Raw genomic sequence first — 20,173 nt, 5'->3', positions numbered from 1 at the left:
AGGCCTCATCGTGGCAGGGCAAGCCGAATTCCTCGTCGCAGGCGGTGATTCAGATGCCTTCGCCCTCGTCGTCCCCGACCCCCTCCTCTTCTTCCCACCCCTCGGTCCTCCCCTCAGCCCTTTCCCTCCCGCCCGCCCCTTCCTCCTCCCCTTTCCCGCCCGCCCTCCGCATTCCGCGTCCGCTGGGCACGGATGCTCCGGCGACCTGCGAGGTACCGCAGTTCGCTCCGGTGCGCGTGCGCGGCGGCCGGTATCAGCTGCAGCGGCTCGTACGGCATCGCGGGCGGGCCGTCGCGGCCGGTCTCGCGGTGACGGCCGCCGCGCTGGTGGCCGCGGGACCGCGCACCGCGGCGGAACCGCACCGGGCGGAGCAGGCCCGCGGGCACCCGGTCACGGATCCGGTACGCCGGCACACCGCGGTGGACGTGGTGACGGCTCCGGTGCGGATCGCCGACGCCGCCACGGTCCGGCTCCTGCGGGCCGGCGACCGCGTCGACGTCATCGCCGCGGAGGACCCGTCGGCCGGGGGCGGGGCTCGGGTGCTCGCGCGCGGGGTGCGGGTGACGAGGGTGCCGGAGCCGCTGGAGGGCGGTGCCGAGAGCGGGGCACTGGTCGTGCTGTCCGTGCCGCGCGCCGCCGCGGCACGGCTGGTCGGTGCGAGCGCCACGGCACGGCTGGCGGTGACGTTGTGCTGAACCAGCCCCTGGAACATCTCGACAGCCTGCCGTCAAGTCCCTCGATCGAGCTACGGGACTGGACACCCCGGCCGTACCGTGTCGTAGGTTGCGGAGCGTTTCGTTCCACACCCTGTGCATACGAGGAGAGTCCCCGAGGTGAGCGCAAAGAAGGAACCGAGCGTCTGGCACGGCTTCAAGGCCTTCCTGATGCGCGGCAACGTCGTCGATCTGGCAGTCGCGGTGGTCATCGGCGCGGCCTTCACGAACATCGTCAACTCGGTGGTCAAGGGGATCATCAACCCGCTGGTCGGCGCGATAGGCACGCAGAACCTGGACAACTACAGCTCCTGCCTGAAGGCTCCGTGCCAGGTGGGCGCGGACGGCTCGGTCAAGAGCGGGGTGCCGATCCTGTGGGGCAGCGTCCTCGGCGCGACGCTCACCTTCGTGTTCACCGCGGCGGTGGTCTACTTCCTGATGGTCCTGCCGATGGCGAAGTACCTGGCCCGGCAGGCGGCCCGCAAGGCGGCGCGGGAGGGCACGAAGGAGGTCATCGAAGTGTCCGAGCTGGAGGTGCTCAAGGAGATCCGCGACGCGCTGCTCGCCCAGCGTGGAGCGGGGCACGACGAGCGCTAGCGGCGCTCCCGCGGGCGGCTCAGAGGTGGTGGGGCGGCTTCTCGTCGAGGAAGCGCTTCAGGTCGGCGGCGCTGTCGCCGGCCGGGCGCTCGCCCCATCCGCGGTCGGTGTCGTCCGAGGACTGCTGGTCCAGCGGGTCGTCGAAGACCAGCGCGGGCTTCGGATCGCGCGGCTCGGGTTCCGGGGCGGTGCTCATGCCCCCAGGGTACGGCCCCCCTGCCGGCGGCCGGCGGAGCGCCCACCATGGACCCATGATCGCTTGTGAACTCGTTCACAAGATTTCAGGGTGGTTTTCTGCTGTTCTGGGAGACATGACGTCCAGTTCCGCTCCGGCGCCCGCCTCCCCGGGCGCACCGCGGCCGCCCGGGCACCTGCGGCGGCTCACCGCACGCGGGCGCGACGAGGCGCACCGGGTCTCCTCCCCGCTGGAACTCTTCTTCGACCTGTGCTTCGTCGTGGCGATCGCACAGGCGGGCACGCAACTGGTGCACGCCGTCGCCGAAGGGCACCCGGGCAACGGGATCCTCAACTACGCGATGGTGTTCTTCGCCATCTGGTGGGCCTGGATGAACTTCACCTGGTTCGCCTCGGCGTACGACAACGACGACGTGCTCTACCGGGTCGTCACCCTGGTGCAGATCGCCGGCGTCCTGGTCCTGGCCGCCGGTGTCTCGCGGGCCTTCGAGCACCACGACTACCTGGTCGTCTGGCTCGGTTACCTGATCATGCGGCTGGCGATGGCCGCGCAGTGGCTCAGAGCCGCGAGATCGGCCGCGGGCGCGGAGCGCACCATGGCGCTCCGGTACGCCTTCGGTGTGCTGCTGTGTCTGGTCGGCTGGCTCGGGCTGGTGCTGCTGCCCGCGCCCGCCCGGCCCTGGGTGTTCCTCGTGATGGCGGTCGTGGAACTGTGCGTCCCGATGTTCGCCGAGAAGGCCCACGCGACCTCCTGGCATCCGCATCACATCGCCGAACGCTACGGCCTGTTCACCATCATCGTGCTCGGCGAGACGATCGCCGCGGCCACGGTCGCCGTGAAGTCGGCCGTGGACGAGCATGACGCGCTCGGCGAGTTGCTGCCCATCGCGGCGGGCGGGCTCCTGATCGTCTTCTCCGCCTGGTGGATCTACTTCGTGGTGCCCATTCACGGCCACCTGCGCTCCAACCGGCAGGCGTTCCTCTGGGGCTACGGCCACTACCTGATCTTCGCCTCGGCCGCGGCGATCGGCGCGGGCCTGGAGGTCGCCGTGGAGCAGTCGGTCGGCAAGGCGCGCATCTCCACCCTCTCCGCCTCGGCGGCCGTGACACTGCCGACTGCTCTGTACCTGCTGACCGTCTGGGCGCTGCACTCGCGGCACTTCAAGGTCGGCATCGCCCAGCAGATGGTGCTGCCCGTCACGGCTCTGCTGGTGATCTGCTGCACCTTCCTGGGTGACTGGGCGGTGCTCGCGGCGGGGTTCGTGTCCTCGGCCGCGGTGGCGACCGGGGTGGCGCTGACCGCCCGCACGGCCGGCCGGGAGCGCGAGCGGAACGCCGCAGCGCCGGCCGACTGAGCCACCGGAGGCATCGCGCGCTGGGCCAGACTGGCGCCCATGACAGTTGACGCATTGACGGACGTCGCCGGGCTGCGGGTGGGACACGCCACCCGCGGCGGGGACGGCTGGCTCACCGGCACCACGGTCGTCCTCGCTCCCGAGGGCGGTGCCGTCGCCGCGGTGGACGTGCGCGGCGGCGGGCCGGGCACCAAGGAGACCGACGCGCTCGACCCGCGCAATGTGGTGCGGACGGTCGACGCCGTCGTGCTGACCGGCGGCAGCGCGTACGGACTCGACGCCGCGTCCGGCGTGATGGCCTGGCTGGAGGAGCAGGGGCGGGGCGTACCGGTGGGGACGGACCCGGCGCACGTCGTGCCGGTCGTGCCCGCCGCGTGCGTCTTCGATCTGGGGCGCGGAGGGGACTTCCGTGCACGGCCGGATGCCGCGACGGGGCGTGCGGCGGTGGAGGCCGCGGCGGCGACCGCGCCCGGTGCCCGGGTGGCCGAGGGGGGCGTGGGCGCCGGCACCGGCGCTGTGGCGGGGGGCCTCAAGGGCGGGGTGGGCACCGCGAGCACGGTGCTCGACTCGGGCGTCACCGTGGCCGCGCTGGTGGTCGCGAACGCAGCGGGTTCGGTGGTGGATCCCGCGACGGGGGTGCTGTACGGGGAGCTGTTCCACGGCCGGGTGGAGTATCCGCAGGAGCACGTGCACGAGGCCGCCCGGCGCCGGCTCGCCGAGGCCGCCGCCGGCAACGCGCCGCCGCCGCTCAACACCACGCTGGCGGTGGTCGCGACCGACGCGGACCTCACCAAGGCACAGGCGCAGAAGCTGGCGGGCACGGCGCACGACGGCATCGCACGGGCCGTACGGCCCGTGCACCTCCTGCACGACGGCGACACGGTGTTCGCGCTGGCCACGGGCACGCACCCGCTCGGCGCGCACCCCTTGGCGCTCAACGAGATCCTCGCCGCCGGCGCGGATCTCGTGACGCGCGCGATCGTGCGGGCCGTACGCGCCGCCGAGTCGGTCGAGGGGCCGGGAGGAGTGTGGCCGGCGTACGGGGAGTTGTACGGCAGGGGGTAGCGGTGGTGCGTGCGGAGGGGTTCCGGACGCGGGGCCGGGGCGGGGTGGAGTGGGGCGCGCCCGGCATGCAAGGGGACACCCGCGGTGTGACTCCCGCCGTGTGACCGCCAACGGGGTGCGCTGCTCGCCCCGTTGGGAGCCCTGGGGAAAGGGGGCCGGGCGCTGGGGGGCCCACCATGGATTGTCCCGGTTCTGTCACGTGATCGCGTCAACGGGCGACGGAGGGAACCCGGCCCGCCGCCCGCACCCTCTTTCTTCACGCACTGGAACGGATCACGCACATCACACGAACCTGGAGCAGCCCGTGACAACGCCGGACATTGCAGCGCGGCGCGCACTGGGGGCCTGTGCCGCCCTGATGGTCGGCGCCCTCACCCTGACCGCCTGCGGCGGCGACGCCAACGCCACCGACGACGGCAAGGGAGGCAAGAACTCCCCCAAGACGTCGACGGCGACGATCGCGATCTCGGCCAAGGACGGTTCGACGGACGCGTCCATCAACGCGACCGGCGTGAAGGTCGAGGACGGCAAGCTGACCGACGTGAAGATGACCGTGGCGGGGTCGGGGCAGGCCGTGCCGGGGGCGATATCGGCGGACGGCAGCACCTGGAAGCCGAAGCAGCAGCTCGAGCGCGGGACGAAGTACCAGATAGCCGCGACCGCCAAGGACGCCGACGGACGTACCGCGGCGGCCAACTCCATCTTCACCACCGTCACCACGGCCAACAGCTTCATCGGCACCTACACGCCGGACAACGGCACGACGGTCGGGGTGGGCATGCCGGTGTCGTTCACCTTCGACAAGTCGATCACCGACAAGAAGGCCGTGCAGTCGCACATCACGGTCAACTCCAGCAGCGGCCAGCAGGTGGTCGGGCACTGGTTCGGGGACCGGCGACTGGACTTCCGGCCCCAGGAGTACTGGAAGGCCGGCTCCAAGGTCACGATGAAGATCGACCTGGACGGGGTCCAGGGCACCAAGGGCGTCTACGGGGTGCAGAAGAAGACCGTCTCGTTCACCGTCGGGCGGTCGCAGGTCTCCACGGTCGACGCCACCACGCAGACCATGACGGTGGTGCGGGACGGCAGGACGCTCAAGTCGGTGCCGATCTCCGCGGGCAGCGCGCAGCACACCACGTACAACGGGCAGATGGTGATCTCCGAGAAGTTCGTGCAGACCCGCATGAACGGCTCGACGGTCGGCTTCGGCGGGGAGTACGACATCTCGGACGTGCCGCACGCGATGCGGCTGACGCAGTCGGGCACCTTCATCCACGGCAACTACTGGTACAACAAGGGCAACCCGCCCTTCGGCCGTGAGGGCACCAGCCACGGCTGCGTCGGCCTCGCGGACGTGCAGGGCGCGCAGGGCGCCACCACGGGCAAGTGGTTCTTCGACAACTCGCTCATCGGGGACGTCGTGATCGTGAAGAACTCCCCCGACACGACGGTGGCCCCGGACAACGGCCTCAACGGGTGGAACATGTCCTGGAGTGCCTGGACCGCGGGAAGTGCCGCCTGAGCGGCGGCTTTTAACCGAACGGCGGGCCGCGCGGGAACTTTTCGCGCGGCCCGCGCGTTTTCCCGGCGCACGTTTTCTCGGTTCCCGGACATGATGTCCGACCGAGGGGCTACGGTATGCACCCACAAGGTGACATGCAGCAACGCCGGGAGATGTCTTGAGCGTTCCGTACGAGACCGCAGCGTACGAACCAGCCGAGTCGCCCGAGTCTCCGGAGGAGCATCTCGCGCGACTCCTCGGCCGTGCCCTGAACTCCTTCGAGCTGCCCGACGAGGTGATACAGCGGCTCGACTGCGCGCTGGCGCACGACAGTTCGCTGCACTCCGCGCACCACAGCGCGGGGCTGCACCGGGAGACCTACCGGCACACCTGGCTGCTCGCCGACGGTTCGGCGCTCACGCTGTGGGAGCTGGCGCACAACCCCACACCGGGCGGCGCCCCGCAGCACGAGGTGTACGCCGACCAGGAGGAGCTGCAGGCCGCCACGGCGCGGCTCGGGCTGCCTCTGGACACGCCGGACTTCGAGATGCCCGCGCTGATGCGGCTGTGGGCGATCCCGGAGCCCCGGCACATGTTCGCCTCCGACGACTCGGCGGACCACGTGCGCAGGCTCCTGCGCCGTGCGGAGAACCCCGACCGGCCCGGCGCGGAGACGGCGGCGCTGCTGGCGACGGCGACCGCGCACGAGATCACGCAGGCGTTCGGACGGCCGGGGAGGGCCGGCCGCGTCGGCCTGAGTTACGCGCTGTACGAGCACGCGTTCCTGCTGCCGGACGGCAGCGAGGTCTCCTTGTGGGAGGTCGAGCACACGGCGACTCCCGACGGGCGGCACATGTGCGAGGTGTACCTGTCCGAGGACGCGGCCCGGGATGCCATGGAGCGGCGCGCGGCACGGCAGGGGTAGCACCGGGCGCGGGCCCGGGGCACGGGCCCGTTCCGCGGTCAGTGACGGCCGAGTTGCCGTACCAGCCCGGCGAAGGCGTCCCGTTCCGCCGGGGTCAGCTCCACCGACTCCCGCGAGGGGCCGGCCTGCGGCTGGGACGGGAGGACCGGGAGGCGGGCCGCCGACAGCTCCCGCAGGGCCTCCGCGCGGAAGCGGCGCACCAGGCGCATGACGACGATGGCCCAGGCCACGCCTGCCAGGGTGAGGGCGATGGCGCCGGCCAGCTGGAGAGTCGAGACATGCTCTGGCATGCGCTCCAGTACACACCACGGTCCGGGACTTTGGCCCCGGACCGTGACGTATCTCGCAGGTGGCGTGAACAACTCACAGCGCACCAAAGGGACAAGGCGTGGCGGTCAGGCCGCCACCGCCTGCTTCGTATCCCTCGCGGGCGTGGTGGCGTTCGCGGCCGGATCGGTGGCCGTGGTCCCGGGGGCCTGCTTGCGCATCCCCTTCAGGAGGACCACCAGGGCGGCGGTGGCACAGACGCCGGCCGCGATGGCGACCAGGTACAGGAACGAGTTGCCGATCAGCGGGACCACGAAGACGCCGCCGTGCGGGGCGCGCAGGGTGGCGCCGAAGACCATGGACAGGGCGCCGGTGAGCGCGCCGCCCACCATGGCGGACGGGATGACCCGCAGCGGGTCCGCCGCCGCGAACGGGATCGCGCCCTCGGAGATGAAGGAGGCGCCCAGGACCCAGGCGGCCTTGCCGTTCTCCCGCTCGGTCTGGGTGAAGAGCCTGCCGCGCACCGTGGTGGCCAGAGCCATCGCCAGCGGCGGGACCATGCCGGCCGCCATCACCGCGGCCATGATCTTCATCGCGGAGTCGCTGGGGTCGGAGACCGCGATGCCGGCGGTGGCGAAGGTGTAGGCCACCTTGTTGACCGGGCCGCCGAGGTCGAAGCACATCATCAGGCCGAGCAGGGCGCCGAGCAGGACGGCGTTGGTGCCGGTGAGGCCGTTGAGCCAGTCGGTCATGCCCTTCTGCGCGGAGGCGATGGGCTTGCCGATCACGACGAACATCAGGAACCCGACGATCGCCGAGGAGATCAGCGGGATCACCACCACCGGCATGATGCCCCGCAACGCCGCCGGGATGCCGATCCGCTGGATCGCCATCACCACGCCGCCGGCGATCAGACCGGCCGCCAGACCGCCGAGGAAGCCCGCGTTGATGGTCAGCGAGATGGCGCCGCCCACGAAACCGGGGACCAGACCGGGCCGGTCCGCCATGCCGTAGGCGATGTAGCCGGCGAGGACCGGGACGAGGAAGCCGAAGGCGACGACGCCGATCTGGAAGAACAGCGCGCCCCAGCTGTCGGCCTGCGTCCACACGAAGTGGTCCATCACCGACGGCGCCTTGTTGATCTTGTAGCCGCCGATCGCGAAGCCGAGGGCGATGAGCAGACCGCCCGCGGCGACGAACGGGACCATGTAGCTGACGCCGGACATCAGCCACTTGCGGAGCCTGGTGCCGTAGCCCTCGGTGGAGTCGCCCGCGCGCTCGACCGGCGTGCCGCCCGACGCGGCCGCCGGGGCGCTCGTCTCGCCACGCGCCGCCTTGTCGCGGACCTCCGCGATGAGGTCGGCGGGGCGGTTGATGCCCGCCTTCACCCCGACGTCGACGGTCGGCTTGCCCGCGAAGCGGTCCTTGTCGCGTACGGGGATGTCGTGCGCGAAGATCACGCCGTCCGCCGCCGCGATCACCGCCGGGTCCAGCCGGGTGAAGCCGGCCGAGCCCTGCGTCTCGACGGCCAGCTCGACGCCCGCGTCGCGGCCCGCGTTCTCCAGGGACTCGGCCGCCATGTAGGTGTGGGCGATGCCGGTCGGACAGGAGGTGACGGCGACGACGCGGAAGGGGCGATCGCCGGTGTCGGCGCCCTCGGCGTGTGCCGGGACGGACGCGTCCGCCGGGGGTTCCGTATTGCCCGCCGCGGCACCGGCGGAGGCCGCCACCGGGGCCGCGGCGGAGTCTTCGGAGGCGCTCACGGCGCCCTGGGCGGCACTCGAAGCCTCTCGAGCGCCCGCCCTGTCCGCTTCCGTGACCGTGCCTGTTTCCGAGACCGAGCCTGTTTCCGAGACCGTGTCCGTTTCCGTGACCGCTTCCGTGTCCGGTGCGCCACCGGAGCCGGCCGCGGCGTCCCGTGCGCTCTCCCCCGACGGCGCCTCGTCCCCCCGGATCAGCGCCGCGGCCGTCGCCGCGTCTCCCGCCGTGCGCAGCGCGGAGGTGAACTCGGCGTTCATCAGCTGCCGGGCCAGCGAGGAGAGGATCGTCAGGTGGGCGTCGTCGGCACCGGCGGGGGCGGCGATCAGGAAGATCAGGTCGGCCGGGCCGTCCGGGGCGCCGAAGTCGATACCGGCGGCGCTGCGGCCGAAGGCGAGGGTCGGCTCGGTGACGTGGGTACTGCGGCAGTGCGGGATGCCGATGCCGCCGTCGAGTCCGGTCGGCATCTGGGCCTCGCGGGCGGCCACGTCGGCGAGGAAGCCCTCCAGGTCGGTCACCCGGCCCTGGGCCACCATGCGCTCGGCGAGGGCGCGCGCCGCCGCTTCCTTGGTGTCGGCGGACAGGTCGAGGTCGACCAGGTCCGCGGTGATCATGTAGCTCATCGCGGGCTCCTATGCACGCGTATCGCCCGTGGGGAGGGGCGGGCGGAGGAGGGGACGGGGGTGCGGTGGGGAGAGGTGGTCGGTGTGGGGGTCGTGGCGGTCGACGGGGAGTCTCGCCACGGCCGGTACGGAGCGGTCGTACGGGAGCGGATCGGGCCGTTCATGTCACCGGCTCCGTCAGTTCGCGCTCCAGCGGGATCTCGGTGGTGACGGTCACCGCGGCCGGGTCCAGGTCGGTCGGGGTCGGCATCACGCTGCCGGGGAGCTGGACGGCGGCGGCGCCGTGGGCGACGGCGGAGGCGAGGGCCTCCGGGCCGCTGCCGCCGGCGATGAGGAAGCCGGCCAGGGAGGAGTCACCGGCGCCCACGTTGCTGCGGACGGTGTCCACGCGCGCGCTGCCGAACCATGCGCCGTTGTCCGCCACGAGGAGCTGGCCGTCGGCGCCCAGGCTCGCGAGCACGGCGCGCGCGCCCATCCCGCGCAGCTCCTCGGCCGCCTTGAGCGCGTCGCCCACGGTCGTCAGGGGGTGTCCCGCGGCCTGCGCGAGTTCCTCGGCGTTGGGCTTCACCACGTCGGGCCGCGCGCGCAGCGCCTCCAGGAGCGCGCGCCCCGAGGTGTCCAGGGCGATGCGCGCACCCCCGGCGTGCGCCCGCGTGACGACGTGGGCGTACCAGGAGGGCGCGAGACCCCGGGGCAGGCTGCCGCAGCACGCGATCCAGTCGGCGTCGTGGGACTGCGCGCGGACGGTGTCCAGGAGGAGTTCCTGTTCCGCCACCGACAGGGCGGGGCCCGGGGCGTTGATCTTCGTGAGTACTCCGTCGGACTCCGCGAGGGCGATGTTGGAGCGGGTGGCTCCGGCGATCGGGACCGGCGCGACCTCGATGCCCTGCGCGTCGAGCAGGTCGGCGACGAGCGCCCCCGGCGCACCCCCCAGGGGCAGGACGGCGACCGTGTGCCGGCCGGCGGCGGCGACGGCGCGCGAGACGTTCACACCCTTGCCGCCGGGGTCCATGCGCTCCGTCTCGGCGCGGATGACCTCGCCGCGCTTGAGGGCCTGGACCTCGTAGGTGCGGTCGAGGGACGGGTTGGGGGTGACGGTGAGGATCATGCGCGCACTACTTCCGTGCCGCCGCGCTCGATGGCGGCGGCGTCTTCGGGGCTCAGCCCGCTGTCGGTGATCAGCAGGTCCACGTCGCTCAGGTCGCCGAAGCGGGCGAAGTGCTCCTGGCCGTGCTTGGCGGAGTCGGCGAGGAGGACGACCCGGCGGGCGGCGGCGACCGCGGCCCGCTTGACCGCGGCCTCGGCGAGGTCGGGGGTGGTCAGGCCGTGCTCGACGGAGAAGCCGTTCGCCGCCACGAGCAGCACGTCCGCGCGGATCTCGCCGTACGCGCGCAGCGCCCAGGCGTCCACGGCGGCGCGCGTGCGGTGCCGTACGCGTCCTCCGACCAGGTGGAGCTGGATGCCCGGGTGGTCGGCGAGGCGGGCGGCGATGGGCAGGCTGTGCGTGACGACGGTGACGGAGGCCTCCAGCGGGAGCGCCGCGGCGACCCGGGCCACCGTCGTCCCCGCGTCGAGGATCATCGTGCCCTCGGTCGGCAGTTCGGCGAGGGCGGCCTTGGCGATGCGGTCCTTCTCGTCGGCGGCGAAGGACTCGCGCTCGGCGAGGTCCGGCTCGAAGTCGAGGCGTCCGACCGGTATGGCGCCACCGTGCACCCGGCGGACCAGGCCGGCGCGGTCGAGGGCCTTCAGGTCCCGGCGGATCGTCTCCGCCGTGACCTGGAACTCCTCGGCCAGCGACAGCACGTCCACCCGGCCCCCGTCCCGGGCGAGCCGGAGGATCTCCTGCTGCCGCTCCGGTGCGTACATGTCCGATCGCCTCCGACTCATGCCCGAACGTGTGGTTTCACGGCGAGGCTACGCCCGGGCTTCCGGAAAGTAAACAGGTTCGGGCCACAACCGGGCATGAACGGGCTTCCTGGTTCGGCCCGGGCAGCGGAAAGGCCCGGTACCTGGTCGGTACCGGGCCGCTCACCGTGCCTGGACGCAGTCGTCGTGTCCGGTCAGGACACGAGTTCGCGCTCCTTCTCCACCACCGAAGGCTCGGCGTCGGCGGCTCCCTCCACATGCTGGGCCGGCCGCTTCGGCAGCGCGGCCATCAGCAGGAAGATCGCGCCCATGATCCCGGCGACCCACCACAGCGCGTTCTGGAAGGCGTGCACGAAGGCCGGTCCGACCTGGGCCGGGGTCAGCCGGTCGCCGATCTCCCCGAAGAACACCACCGACACGAGCCCGAGCCCGAGCGCGTTGCCCATCTGCTGCACGGTGTTGATCAGACCCGACGCGGAACCGGCGTGCTCGCGCGGCACCTCCGAGAGCACCGCGTCGGTCAGCGGGGCGACGATCAGACCCATGCCGACGCCCATCACGACCAGCGGGAGGGCCATCTGCCAGGGAGCGATGGACAGGCCGTAGCGGTGGGCCTCCCACAGGTAGAGCAGCACGCCCGCGCCCATCACCAGCGCGCCCGCCTGGAGCACCTTGCGGCCGAACCGCGGGACCAGCTTCTGCACCGACATCCCGGCCGCCGTCGACACCGCGAGGGAGAACGGCACGCCGGTCAGACCGGCCCGCAGCGGGCTCCAGCCGAGGCCGATCTGCATGTACAGCGTCCAGACCAGGAAGAAGATGCCGAGCGCGACACCGAAGACGGTCTGTACGGCGATGCCGGCGGCGAAGCTCTTCACGCGGAACAGCGACAGCTCGATCAGCGGGGAGCCGTCCCGGGCCGCCTTGCGCCGCTCGTACGCCACCAGCGCCGCGAAGACGCCGAGCGCGCCGGCCATCGAGACGTAGCCCCACAGCGGCCAGCCCAGCTCGCGGCCGCGGGTGAGCGGGTAGAGCAGCATCAGCAGGCCGAGCGAGACCAGGGCGACGCCGACGAGGTCCAGCTTGAGCGCCTTCGGGGCGCGGGACTCGGTGATGAAACGGCGGCCGAGGAACCAGGAGGCGATGCCGACCGGCAGGTTGATGAGGAAGATGGGCCGCCATTCCAGGCCGAACAGGTTCCACTCCGTCAGCAGCGCGCCGAGCAGCGGACCCGAGACCGCGCCCAGGCCGACGATCGCGCCGAACAGGCCGAAGACCTTTCCGCGTTCATGGGCGGGGAAGGTGGCGTGCACGATCGACAGCACCTGCGGCACCATCATCGCCGCCATGCCGCCTTGCAGGAGGCGCGAGGCGACCAGCATCTCCGGGTTCACGGCGAAGCCGCACAGCGCCGAGGCGAGCGTGAAGCCGCCGATGCCCATCAGGAACAGCCGCCTGCGGCCATGGATGTCGCCGAGACGGCCACCGGTGATCAGACCGGCGGCGAAGGCGAGGGCGTAGCCGGCCGTTATCCACTGGATCTGGCCCACGGAGGCGTGGGCGGTCCGCTGGATCGAGGGGATGGCGATGTTGACGATCGTGACGTCGACCAGGTCCATGAAGGCCGCGGTCATGACGATGGCCAGGGCCAGCCAGCGGGTTCGGTCGGGAGTCGGTTCGGGGAGCGCCGTCGCGGTGGCTGCGGTGTGCCCTTGCTCGGCAGTGCGGTCGATCGAGGTCATGAAGTGAAGGTAGAACCCCAGTAGGTCAGATCGTGTCCTAGATACACGGCATTCTGGTACGCATGACTACGGACACACCGGCCCGGCTGCTTCAGCTGCTCTCCCTCCTGCAGACGCCCCGCGAGTGGCCCGGCGGTGAGCTGGCCGAACGGCTCGGGGTGTCCAGGCGTACCGTGCGGCGGGACATCGACCGGCTGCGGGAGCTGGGTTATCCGGTGCAGGCCACCATGGGCACGGACGGCGGCTACCGGCTGGTCGCGGGCAAGGCGATGCCGCCGCTGGTGCTGGACGACGAGGAGGCGGTCGCGATCGCGGTCGGCCTGCGCGCCGGCGCCGGGCACGCCCTGGAGGGCGTGGACGAGGCGTCGGTACGGGCCCTGGCCAAGCTGGAGCAGGTGCTGCCGGCCCGGCTGCGGCACCGGGTGGCCACGCTGCAGGCCGCGACCACGCCGCTGACCAGCGGGGACGGGCCGAGCATCGCGCCGGAGACGCTGACCGTGATGGCTTCGACGGTGGCGGGACACGAACGGCTGCGGTTCGCCTACCGCGACAAGGACGGCAGCGAGTCACGGCGCCTCACCGAGCCGTACCGGCTGGTGTCCACCGGACGCCGGTGGTACCTGGTCGCCTACGACCTCGACCGCGCGGACTGGCGCACCTTCCGGGTGGACCGGGTCAGCGCGCCGTTCGCGACCGGAGTCCGGTTCGCGCCCAGGGAGTTGCCGGAGGGGAGCGCCGCCGAGTACCTGCGGCGCTCCATCCACCGGCGGCGCGAGACGTACGAGTTCGAGGTGCGGTTCGCCGCGTCGGCGGAGCGGGTCTCCGCACGGGTGCCGGCGTGGGTCGGGGCGCCCGCGGACGACGGCCGGGGCGGCTGCGTCCTGCGCGGCACCGCGGGCGATCCCGTGGAGTGGCTGGCGGTGCGGCTGGTGATGGTGGGGTGCGAGTTCGCGGTCCGCGAGCCGGCGGAACTGGTGACGTGCGTACGGGAGTTGGGCGGGCGGTTGAGCCGGGCGGGCGGGGTGAGCGCGGGGCGGTCCGCGCTCGCTCGGCCGTAGACCCGGGAGGTGCCGGGACTCTCCCGGAGCCCGGTCCGCCGCCACCCCCCGCCGGGGCGGACCAGGGGGTTTCGTCTGGATCAGCGTCGGACCCCTGCTGACCCGAACGAAGCCCCCTCGCCCCCCTAGCCCTCCGCCTCCCAGCCGAAGTCCCGCAGCGCGCGCAGGTTCCGCAGAGCCAGGGCCGCCGGACCCTCGGGGCCCGTGGGCGGGGCGTCGGTGGCGGCCCAGGACTCCACGGCCACCCGGACGGCGGCGCCGGCCACGGCCGCGGCGAAGCGGAGGGCCGGGGTGAGGCCGGCGGAGGCGGAGGTGACCTGCGCAAGGGGCGGGGTCACGTCCGCGGAGGCCCGGGGGGCGTCCTCGGGGGCCAGGGTCATGCCCGCGTCGGGCCGGGCGACGCCCTCGGGGGGTTGGGCGACATCCGCGGGGTGCCGGGTCAGGCCCGCGGGGGTCTGGGTGACGTCCTCAGCGCCGGGGGTGACCTGCGCGGTGGACGGGGCGTTCGCGGGGGCCGGGGGCGGGGAGGCAACGTTGTCGGGGCTGCCGGCTCCGCCCGCGCGGCCCGCGTTCTTGGTGGTGGTCAGTCGTGTCGCGAGGATCTCTCCCAGCGCTCCCTCCGAGGCCTGGCACACCTCCGCCCAGACCTTGCGCAGGGCGGGGCTGGTGTCGGCCAGGCGGATCAGGGTGCGGACCCACTCCCAGGACGCGGCGGAGACGCCGGCTCCGGGACTGAGGGTGTGACGGACTGCGTGTTCCAGTGCCTCCGGGACGGCGAGGGGGGCCGGGGCCGTACGGACCGCTTCCGTCCAACACTGGGCGCCCGCCGCGTAGAGGGGGGCGACCGCCTCTTCCTTGGTGGCGAAATAGCGGTAGAACGTGCGCGGTGCGATGCCCGCGGCCTGGGCGATGTCCTCGGCGCGGGTGGCCCGCAGGCCCTGCTGGACGAACAGGCCGGCCGCCGCCCGGGCGATCTCCATCCGGGTCTCGGCCTTCCGGCGTTCGGTGAGGGAGACCGGCGCGGAGGCGGAAAACGGCTGGTGGGCGGTGTTGCGGGTGGTGCTCATCTCGGCAGGCTATGCCCATGTGGCAGAATCTGCCATCCGACGGTCCACCCCGGGGTTCAGGTACGGGGTGGGCCGCCGTTTCCACGCGCCCACCTCTGGCGGCGCTCCCGGTCTGCCGCACGAGGAGGAACCGGGCCCCGGCGCCTGGGGGGGGGTAGGCGCCGAAGCCCGGCTCTGGAAGGTCCCGGCGCCGGGGGGGATGTGCGTCGGGACGTGGCTTCACATGGGTCGGCCTGGGTGCGATGCCGCGTGGGGGGCGGCAAGGACGACGGCCTGGTGCGGTGGGGTGGCCGATGGTCTGCCGGCCGGTGGTGCGAATGGCGAGTGGTGCGGTGAGATGGGGAGTGCGGTGAGTGCGGTTCCCGGGCCCCGCTCCTGGGCCTGGAAGGGTTGTTCCCCCGGGCCCGGTGCTTGAAGCGACGGGACCACGCCATGTTTGCGCCGTCTTTCGCCACCGGGCGCGCGCACCGCGTACACCCCGCACGCCCCCTGCCGCCGCCCGCGCTCGTTACGCCGCCGCGTCGAAGCCGGTGTCGCGGGCCAGCTTCTTCAGTTCGAGAAGGGCGTGCTTCTCGATCTGGCGGATGCGCTCGCGCGTCAGGCCGTGCTCCTTGCCGACCTCGGTCAGGGTGCGCTCGCGGCCGTCCTCGATGCCGTACCGCATCTTGATGATGGAGGCCGTGCGCTGGTCCAGGCGGCCGATCAGGTCGTCCAGTTCCTCACTGCGGAGCAGGGTCAGGACGGACTGCTCGGGGGAGACCGCCGAGGTGTCCTCCAGCAGGTCGCCGAACTGGGTCTCGCCCTCGTCGTCCACCGACATGTTCAGCGAGACCGGGTCACGGGCCCAGTCGAGCACGTCGATGACGCGCTCCGGCGTCGTGCCCAGCTCCGTGGCGATCTCCGCGGGCTCCGGGTCGCGGCCGTTCTCACGGTTGAACTCGCGCTGCACCCGGCGGATACGGCCCAGCTCTTCCACCAGGTGGACGGGGAGCCGGATCGTGCGGGACTGGTCGGCGATGGAGCGGGTGATGGCCTGACGGATCCACCAGGTGGCGTACGTCGAGAACTTGAAGCCCTTGCGGTAGTCGAACTTCTCGACGGCGCGCACCAGGCCGGCGTTGCCCTCCTGGATCAGGTCGAGCAGGGGCAGGCCACTGCGCGGGTAGCGCCGGGCGACCGCGACGACCAGACGGAGGTTGGAGCGGATGAAGACGTCCTTGGCCCGCTCGCCGGCGGCGAACAACGCCTCCAGCTCCTCACGGGTGGCGCCCGAGGCGCTCTCCTCGAACCCGTCGAGGACCTGCCGCGCGAACACACCCGCCTCGATGGTCTGGGACAGCTCGACCTCCTTGGCGGCGTCCAGCAGCGGCGTACGCGCGATCTCGTCGAGGTACATGCCGACCAGGTCGCGATCGGCGATCTCGCCGCCATGGGCGCGAACACTGCTTGCCGAGTCGGCCGTCTCGCCGGTGGCGGACTGACGACGGGCGACGGCACGGGTTGCCATGCGTGCTCCCTTGCGATGGTGGGCTGGCGGGTGGTCCTGGTGAACGCTCAGCACTCCGGGACTGTCTCTGGGACTCTCCTCGAGTGCCCTGCATCCGTGGGAAACAACGACTGGAATCCGGACAGAATTCCCAACCTGCCCCCCGATTTTTCTGATCATGCAGTACCCTGTCGGCCCCACCGGGAGGCAGGATGATGTCAGCCCCTACAGAGGTGCAGGTCAGGCCGGGAGTCGAGGGGGATCTGGAACCCCTCACGGCCCTCTACAACCACTATGTACGTGAGACGGCCATCACATTTGACACGGCGGTGTTCACTGCGGAAGAGCGCCGCCCTTGGCTGCTCTCCCACCCGGAAGACGGCCCGCACCGGCTGTTGGTTGCCACGGACGCGCGTTCACAGGAGATTCTGGGGTACGCCACATCCAGCCCTTATCGGCCGAAGCCCGCGTACGTGACGTCCGTGGAGACCTCGGTGTACGTCGCCCCCGGCACGGGCCGGCGCGGGATCGGCAGCCTGCTCTACGACGCGCTCTTCAAGGCGCTGGCGAACGAGGACGTCCATCGCGCCTACGCGGGCATCGCCCAGCCCAACGAGGCCTCCGAGCGACTGCACGCCCGCTTCGGCTTCCGGCACGTCGGCACCTACCGCGAGGTGGGCCGCAAATTCGGCCGTTACCGGGACGTGGCCTGGTACGAGAAGGACCTGTAGCCGACCCGCACTCAGCCGAACTGCACCGACCGCTTGGCCATTCCCATCCAGAACCCGTCGATCACGGACTTCTGCGCGTCCAGCTCGCCGCCCGCCTCCGCCGCGCCCATGGTGACGAAGAGCGGGGCGAAGTGCTCGGTGCGCGGGTGGGCGTAGCGGCCGGCCGGGGCCTTGTTCAGGAAGTCGAGCAGCGCGTCCCAGTCGCGGGCCTGAAGGGCCCGCCTGCCCCAGTCGTCGAACTCGGAGGACCAGCTGGGGACGCCACCGGCGTACCGCAGTGCGGCGAGGTTGTGGGTGAAGAAGCCGGAGCCGACGATCAGCACGCCCTCGTCGCGCAAGGGGGCGAGCTTGCGGCCGATGTCCATCAGGCGGACCGGGTCGAGGGTGGGCAGGGAGATCTGCAGGACGGGGATGTCGGCGGCCGGGAACATCTCGACGAGGGGGACGTAGGCGCCGTGGTCGAGGCCGCGGTCGGGGATGTCCTGGACGGGGATGCCGGGGGCGCGCAGCAGTTTGCGGACGGACTCGGCCAGCCCGGGTGCGCCGGGAGCGGCGTACCGGACCCGGTAGTAGTGCTCGGGGAAGCCCCAGAAGTCGTAGACGAGCGGGACGGTCTCCACCGCGCCGAGTGCCAGCGGGGCCTCCTCCCAGTGGGCGGAGACCATGAGGACGGCCTTGGGGCGGGGCAGTCCGGCGGACCAGGCGGCGAGCTGACCGGGCCAGACCGGATCGTCGGCGAGCGGCGGGGCGCCGTGGCTGAGATAGAGGGCGGGCATGCGCTCCTGGGCGGCGCCCCGAGCGGCGTCCTGGGCAGTGGCGGACATGGTCGCGGCTCCTGATCGTCCAGATGCTTTAACTCTCAAGCTCTTGTACGCGAGCGTACGCCTGACTTGTTCAAGTTTCAAGGAGCCGGCTCGTACAGTGGGACGCATGACTACGGCACCGGACTCCACCGCGGGGCACCGCTGGCTCACCGACGAGGAACAGCGCGTCTGGCGCGCCTACCTGCACGCCACCACCCTGCTGGAGGACCACCTCGACCGGCAGCTGCAGCGCGACGCGGGCATGCCGCACATCTACTACGGCCTCCTCGTCGGCCTCGCCGAGGCGCCGCGCCGCCGGCTGCGGATGACCGAGCTGGCGATGCAGGCGAAGATCACCCGGTCCCGGCTGTCCCATGCGATCGCCCGGCTGGAGAAGAACGGCTGGGTGCGCCGCGAGGACTGCCCCTCGGACAAGCGCGGCCAGTTCGCGGTGCTCACCGACGAGGGCGTGGAGGTGCTGCGGCGCACCGCGCCCGGCCATGTGGGCGCCGTCCGGCAGGCGCTGTTCGAGCGGCTCACCTCCGCACAGCAGAAGGCCCTCGGCGAGATCATGGAGATCGTCGCCGAGGGCCTCCAGCCCAACGAAGCGGGTGCGGACCTGCCCTGGCTCCGCTAACGGCTCACGGTCAGTGGGCCACCACCGGCACCGGCACCTCGTCCTCGACACCCTCACCGGAGGCCACCGGGGTGGTGCCCGGACGGCCGGCGTTGACGAAGGTGAAGGCGATCAGGGCGGCGAGACCCAGGATGCCGACGGCGAACCAGATCGCGGCACTGTAGCCGTGCACCATGCCCTGGAGCTTCACCAGTTCCTGCTGCGGCTTGGCGGAGGCACCGGCGATGTGGTCCTTGACGTACGAGGTGGTCGCGGACGCGGCGATCGTGTTCAGCAGGGCGGTGCCGATCGCGCCGCCCACCTGCTGCGAGGTGTTGACCATCGCGGAGGCGACACCGGCGTCCCGGGGCTCGACGCCCTGGGTGGCCAGGGACATGGCCGGCATGAACGCCGTACCCATGCCGAGGCCGAGCAGCAGCATCGCCGGCAGCAGCAGGGCGGCGTACGAGGAGTCGACCTCGAGCTGGGTCAGCAGCAGCATGCCGAGCCCGGCGACCAGGAAGCCCGGGCCCATCAGCAGCCGGGGCGCGACCCGGGTCATCAGACGGGTGCCGATCTGGGTGGAGCCCGTGATCATGCCAACGATCATCGGCAGGAAGGCGAAGCCGGTCTTCACCGGCGAGTAGCCCTTCACGATCTGCAGGTAGTAGGTCAGGAAGAGGAACAGCCCGAACATCCCGATGATGGCCAGACCCAGGGAGAGGTAGATGCCGCCGCGGTTGCGGTCGGTGATCACGCGCAGCGGCAGCAGCGGGGCCTTGACCCGGGCCTCGACGACCACGAACGCGAGCAGCAGCACCACGGACGCGACGAACATCGACACGGTCACGGCGTCGCCCCAGCCGTCGGACTCGGCGCGGGTGAAGCCGTAGACGAGGGCGACCAGGCCGAGGGTGGACAGGATCACGCCGGGGATGTCGAGCGGGGAGCGGTTGCGGCCGCCCTCCGGCTCACGGATGACGAAGTTGGCGCCGAGCGCGGCGACGACCGCGAACGGGACGTTCACGAAGAAGGTCCAGCGCCAGTCCAGGTACTCGGTGAGGAAGCCGCCGAGGATCAGACCGACGGCACCGCCGCCACCGGCGATCGCGCCGTAGATGCCGAACGCCTTGGCACGCTCCTTGGCGTCCGTGAACATCACGGCGAGCAGGGACAGCGCGGCCGGGGCGAGCAGGGCGCCGAAGACACCCTGGAGGGCGCGGGCGCCGAACATCATCGCGCCGGTGGTGGCGACACCGCCGAGCACGGAGGCGGCGGCGAAGCCGGTCAGGCCCAGGACGAAGGCACGCTTGCGGCCCCACAGGTCGGCGATGCGGCCGCCGAAGAGCAGCAGACCGCCGAAGGCGAGGGCGTAGGCGGTGACGACCCACTGCCGGTTGCCGTCGGATATGCCGAGGTCGGTCTGGGCGGAGGGCAGGGCGATGTTCACGATGGTGGCGTCGAGGACGACCATCAGCTGGGCGAGCGCGATGAAGACGAGCGCTTTCCAGCGGTTGGCGTCGCCGGCCGGTGCGGCGGCGACGGGAGCCTTGAGGGCTGCTTCGGACATGGAGGTACCCACTTCGGGACTTCGTGACGGAAAAAGAGCGCGAAAGAGAAGAAAAGGACGAGAAAACGGAACTGAGGGAGCCGAGGAGGACGGAGGCGGGCGGCTTCGGCCGCCGTGTTACTGCCGTTTGCTGCGCGTTGCTGCCGTAGGGGCGGACTGTGGTCGGGGGCGGGACTAATCGGTACCGAGTCGATCGGTGCCGGGTCGATCGGTGCCGGGTCGGCCGGCCTCGAGC

Annotated in this window: 19 protein-coding genes; 9 read left to right on the top strand and 10 right to left on the bottom strand. The window is 71.9% G+C overall.

What is annotated here, in order from left to right; all coding sequences use genetic code 11:
• The first annotated feature begins 53 nt into the window (after positions 1 to 53).
• The gene (locus ACZ5CW_RS01810) at positions 54 to 695 is read left to right on the top strand and encodes a hypothetical protein (protein WP_468597426.1); all 642 of its coding nucleotides are present in this window, start codon (positions 54 to 56) and stop codon (positions 693 to 695) included.
• Between the two features lie 138 nt (positions 696 to 833).
• Entirely contained in the window at positions 834 to 1,310 is a 477-nt protein-coding gene (gene mscL / locus ACZ5CW_RS01805; RefSeq protein ID WP_468597424.1) for a large conductance mechanosensitive channel protein MscL, read from the top strand.
• Between the two features lie 19 nt (positions 1,311 to 1,329).
• Here the strand turns inward: mscL and ACZ5CW_RS01800 are convergent, their stop codons facing one another.
• Positions 1,330 to 1,506: a hypothetical protein gene (locus ACZ5CW_RS01800; RefSeq protein ID WP_393738907.1), complete on the bottom strand. Its 177-nt coding sequence runs from the start codon at positions 1,504 to 1,506 to the stop codon at positions 1,330 to 1,332.
• 115 nt (positions 1,507 to 1,621) lie between these two features.
• Between ACZ5CW_RS01800 and ACZ5CW_RS01795 the strand changes: the two genes are divergently transcribed.
• The 4 genes from ACZ5CW_RS01795 (at position 1,622) to ACZ5CW_RS01780 (ending at position 6,351) form a co-directional block, all read left to right on the top strand.
• Positions 1,622 to 2,860 carry a low temperature requirement protein A gene (locus tag ACZ5CW_RS01795; protein WP_468597423.1) on the top strand — a complete coding sequence of 413 codons (1,239 nt, stop codon included), beginning with the start codon at positions 1,622 to 1,624 and terminating at the stop codon, positions 2,858 to 2,860.
• A gap of 39 nt (positions 2,861 to 2,899) precedes the next feature.
• Positions 2,900 to 3,925: a P1 family peptidase gene (locus tag ACZ5CW_RS01790; protein WP_468597421.1), complete on the top strand. Its 1,026-nt coding sequence runs from the start codon at positions 2,900 to 2,902 to the stop codon at positions 3,923 to 3,925.
• Positions 3,926 to 4,229: 304 nt separating this feature from the next.
• Positions 4,230 to 5,447, top strand: coding sequence for a L,D-transpeptidase (locus ACZ5CW_RS01785; RefSeq protein ID WP_468597420.1), 1,218 nt, complete (start codon positions 4,230 to 4,232; stop codon positions 5,445 to 5,447).
• A gap of 157 nt (positions 5,448 to 5,604) precedes the next feature.
• Positions 5,605 to 6,351, top strand: a complete 747-nt coding sequence (locus tag ACZ5CW_RS01780; protein WP_468597419.1) for a DUF6227 family protein — start codon at positions 5,605 to 5,607, stop codon at positions 6,349 to 6,351.
• A gap of 38 nt (positions 6,352 to 6,389) precedes the next feature.
• Here the strand turns inward: ACZ5CW_RS01780 and ACZ5CW_RS01775 are convergent, their stop codons facing one another.
• The 5 genes from ACZ5CW_RS01775 to ACZ5CW_RS01755 all read right to left on the bottom strand — a co-directional run bounded on the left by ACZ5CW_RS01775 (position 6,390) and on the right by ACZ5CW_RS01755 (position 12,499).
• Positions 6,390 to 6,641, bottom strand: a complete 252-nt coding sequence (locus ACZ5CW_RS01775) for a hypothetical protein (RefSeq protein ID WP_468597418.1) — start codon at positions 6,639 to 6,641, stop codon at positions 6,390 to 6,392.
• A 105-nt stretch (positions 6,642 to 6,746) separates the two neighbouring features.
• Positions 6,747 to 8,999, bottom strand: a complete 2,253-nt coding sequence (locus ACZ5CW_RS01770) for a PTS fructose transporter subunit IIABC (RefSeq protein WP_468597416.1) — start codon at positions 8,997 to 8,999, stop codon at positions 6,747 to 6,749.
• Between the two features lie 160 nt (positions 9,000 to 9,159).
• Complete coding sequence (gene pfkB, locus ACZ5CW_RS01765; protein ID WP_468597415.1) at positions 9,160 to 10,107, bottom strand: 1-phosphofructokinase; 948 nt, start codon at positions 10,105 to 10,107, stop codon at positions 9,160 to 9,162.
• Complete coding sequence (locus ACZ5CW_RS01760) at positions 10,104 to 10,865, bottom strand: DeoR/GlpR family DNA-binding transcription regulator (RefSeq protein WP_468597753.1); 762 nt, start codon at positions 10,863 to 10,865, stop codon at positions 10,104 to 10,106. The genes pfkB and ACZ5CW_RS01760 overlap by 4 nt, the downstream gene beginning before the upstream one ends.
• A 194-nt stretch (positions 10,866 to 11,059) precedes the next feature.
• Positions 11,060 to 12,499 carry an MFS transporter gene (locus ACZ5CW_RS01755; protein ID WP_468597752.1) on the bottom strand — a complete coding sequence of 480 codons (1,440 nt, stop codon included), beginning with the start codon at positions 12,497 to 12,499 and terminating at the stop codon, positions 11,060 to 11,062.
• Positions 12,500 to 12,669: 170 nt separating this feature from the next.
• Between ACZ5CW_RS01755 and ACZ5CW_RS01750 the strand changes: the two genes are divergently transcribed.
• Complete coding sequence (locus ACZ5CW_RS01750) at positions 12,670 to 13,665, top strand: helix-turn-helix transcriptional regulator (protein ID WP_468597413.1); 996 nt, start codon at positions 12,670 to 12,672, stop codon at positions 13,663 to 13,665.
• 125 nt (positions 13,666 to 13,790) lie between these two features.
• On the opposite strand, the gene ACZ5CW_RS01745 is transcribed toward ACZ5CW_RS01750, so the two are convergent.
• Entirely contained in the window at positions 13,791 to 14,732 is a 942-nt protein-coding gene (locus ACZ5CW_RS01745) for a TetR/AcrR family transcriptional regulator (RefSeq protein ID WP_468597412.1), read from the bottom strand.
• Positions 14,733 to 15,240: 508 nt separating this feature from the next.
• On the bottom strand, positions 15,241 to 16,239 hold the full coding sequence (locus tag ACZ5CW_RS01740; protein WP_468597410.1) for a sigma-70 family RNA polymerase sigma factor: 999 nt from the start codon (positions 16,237 to 16,239) through the stop codon (positions 15,241 to 15,243).
• A 194-nt stretch (positions 16,240 to 16,433) separates the two neighbouring features.
• Here ACZ5CW_RS01740 and ACZ5CW_RS01735 point away from each other — a divergent pair, with 194 nt between their 5' ends.
• Positions 16,434 to 16,949, top strand: coding sequence for a GNAT family N-acetyltransferase (locus ACZ5CW_RS01735; protein ID WP_468597750.1), 516 nt, complete (start codon positions 16,434 to 16,436; stop codon positions 16,947 to 16,949).
• A gap of 11 nt (positions 16,950 to 16,960) precedes the next feature.
• On the opposite strand, the gene ACZ5CW_RS01730 is transcribed toward ACZ5CW_RS01735, so the two are convergent.
• The gene (locus ACZ5CW_RS01730; protein WP_468597408.1) at positions 16,961 to 17,773 is read right to left on the bottom strand and encodes a dioxygenase family protein; all 813 of its coding nucleotides are present in this window, start codon (positions 17,771 to 17,773) and stop codon (positions 16,961 to 16,963) included.
• Between the two features lie 106 nt (positions 17,774 to 17,879).
• Between ACZ5CW_RS01730 and ACZ5CW_RS01725 the strand changes: the two genes are divergently transcribed.
• Entirely contained in the window at positions 17,880 to 18,389 is a 510-nt protein-coding gene (locus ACZ5CW_RS01725; RefSeq protein WP_468597407.1) for a MarR family winged helix-turn-helix transcriptional regulator, read from the top strand.
• Positions 18,390 to 18,399: 10 nt separating this feature from the next.
• Here ACZ5CW_RS01725 and ACZ5CW_RS01720 read toward each other — a convergent pair whose 3' ends face one another.
• Entirely contained in the window at positions 18,400 to 19,938 is a 1,539-nt protein-coding gene (locus ACZ5CW_RS01720) for an MFS transporter (protein ID WP_468597406.1), read from the bottom strand.
• Positions 19,939 to 20,173: the final 235 nt, after the last annotated feature.

Source organism: Streptomyces sp. NPDC031379, from assembly GCF_055569615.1.
The sequence above is the reverse complement of the archived record's forward strand: the minus strand, read 5'-3'. Positions and strand labels throughout refer to the sequence as shown.

Coding starts and splice junctions, on each gene's coding strand:
- ACZ5CW_RS01800 (WP_393738907.1), bottom strand. CDS start 1,506: ATGAGCACCGCCCCGGAACCCGAGCCGCGCGATCCGAAGCCCGCGCTG.
- ACZ5CW_RS01790 (WP_468597421.1), top strand. CDS start 2,900: ATGACAGTTGACGCATTGACGGACGTCGCCGGGCTGCGGGTGGGACAC.
- ACZ5CW_RS01750 (WP_468597413.1), top strand. CDS start 12,670: ATGACTACGGACACACCGGCCCGGCTGCTTCAGCTGCTCTCCCTCCTG.
- ACZ5CW_RS01735 (WP_468597750.1), top strand. CDS start 16,434: ATGTCAGCCCCTACAGAGGTGCAGGTCAGGCCGGGAGTCGAGGGGGAT.
- ACZ5CW_RS01745 (WP_468597412.1), bottom strand. CDS start 14,732: ATGAGCACCACCCGCAACACCGCCCACCAGCCGTTTTCCGCCTCCGCG.
- ACZ5CW_RS01775 (WP_468597418.1), bottom strand. CDS start 6,641: ATGCCAGAGCATGTCTCGACTCTCCAGCTGGCCGGCGCCATCGCCCTC.
- pfkB (WP_468597415.1), bottom strand. CDS start 10,107: ATGATCCTCACCGTCACCCCCAACCCGTCCCTCGACCGCACCTACGAG.
- ACZ5CW_RS01725 (WP_468597407.1), top strand. CDS start 17,880: ATGACTACGGCACCGGACTCCACCGCGGGGCACCGCTGGCTCACCGAC.
- ACZ5CW_RS01810 (WP_468597426.1), top strand. CDS start 54: ATGCCTTCGCCCTCGTCGTCCCCGACCCCCTCCTCTTCTTCCCACCCC.
- ACZ5CW_RS01760 (WP_468597753.1), bottom strand. CDS start 10,865: ATGTACGCACCGGAGCGGCAGCAGGAGATCCTCCGGCTCGCCCGGGAC.
- ACZ5CW_RS01720 (WP_468597406.1), bottom strand. CDS start 19,938: ATGTCCGAAGCAGCCCTCAAGGCTCCCGTCGCCGCCGCACCGGCCGGC.
- ACZ5CW_RS01755 (WP_468597752.1), bottom strand. CDS start 12,499: ATGACCGCGGCCTTCATGGACCTGGTCGACGTCACGATCGTCAACATC.
- ACZ5CW_RS01740 (WP_468597410.1), bottom strand. CDS start 16,239: ATGGCAACCCGTGCCGTCGCCCGTCGTCAGTCCGCCACCGGCGAGACG.
- ACZ5CW_RS01730 (WP_468597408.1), bottom strand. CDS start 17,773: ATGTCCGCCACTGCCCAGGACGCCGCTCGGGGCGCCGCCCAGGAGCGC.
- ACZ5CW_RS01770 (WP_468597416.1), bottom strand. CDS start 8,999: ATGAGCTACATGATCACCGCGGACCTGGTCGACCTCGACCTGTCCGCC.
- ACZ5CW_RS01795 (WP_468597423.1), top strand. CDS start 1,622: ATGACGTCCAGTTCCGCTCCGGCGCCCGCCTCCCCGGGCGCACCGCGG.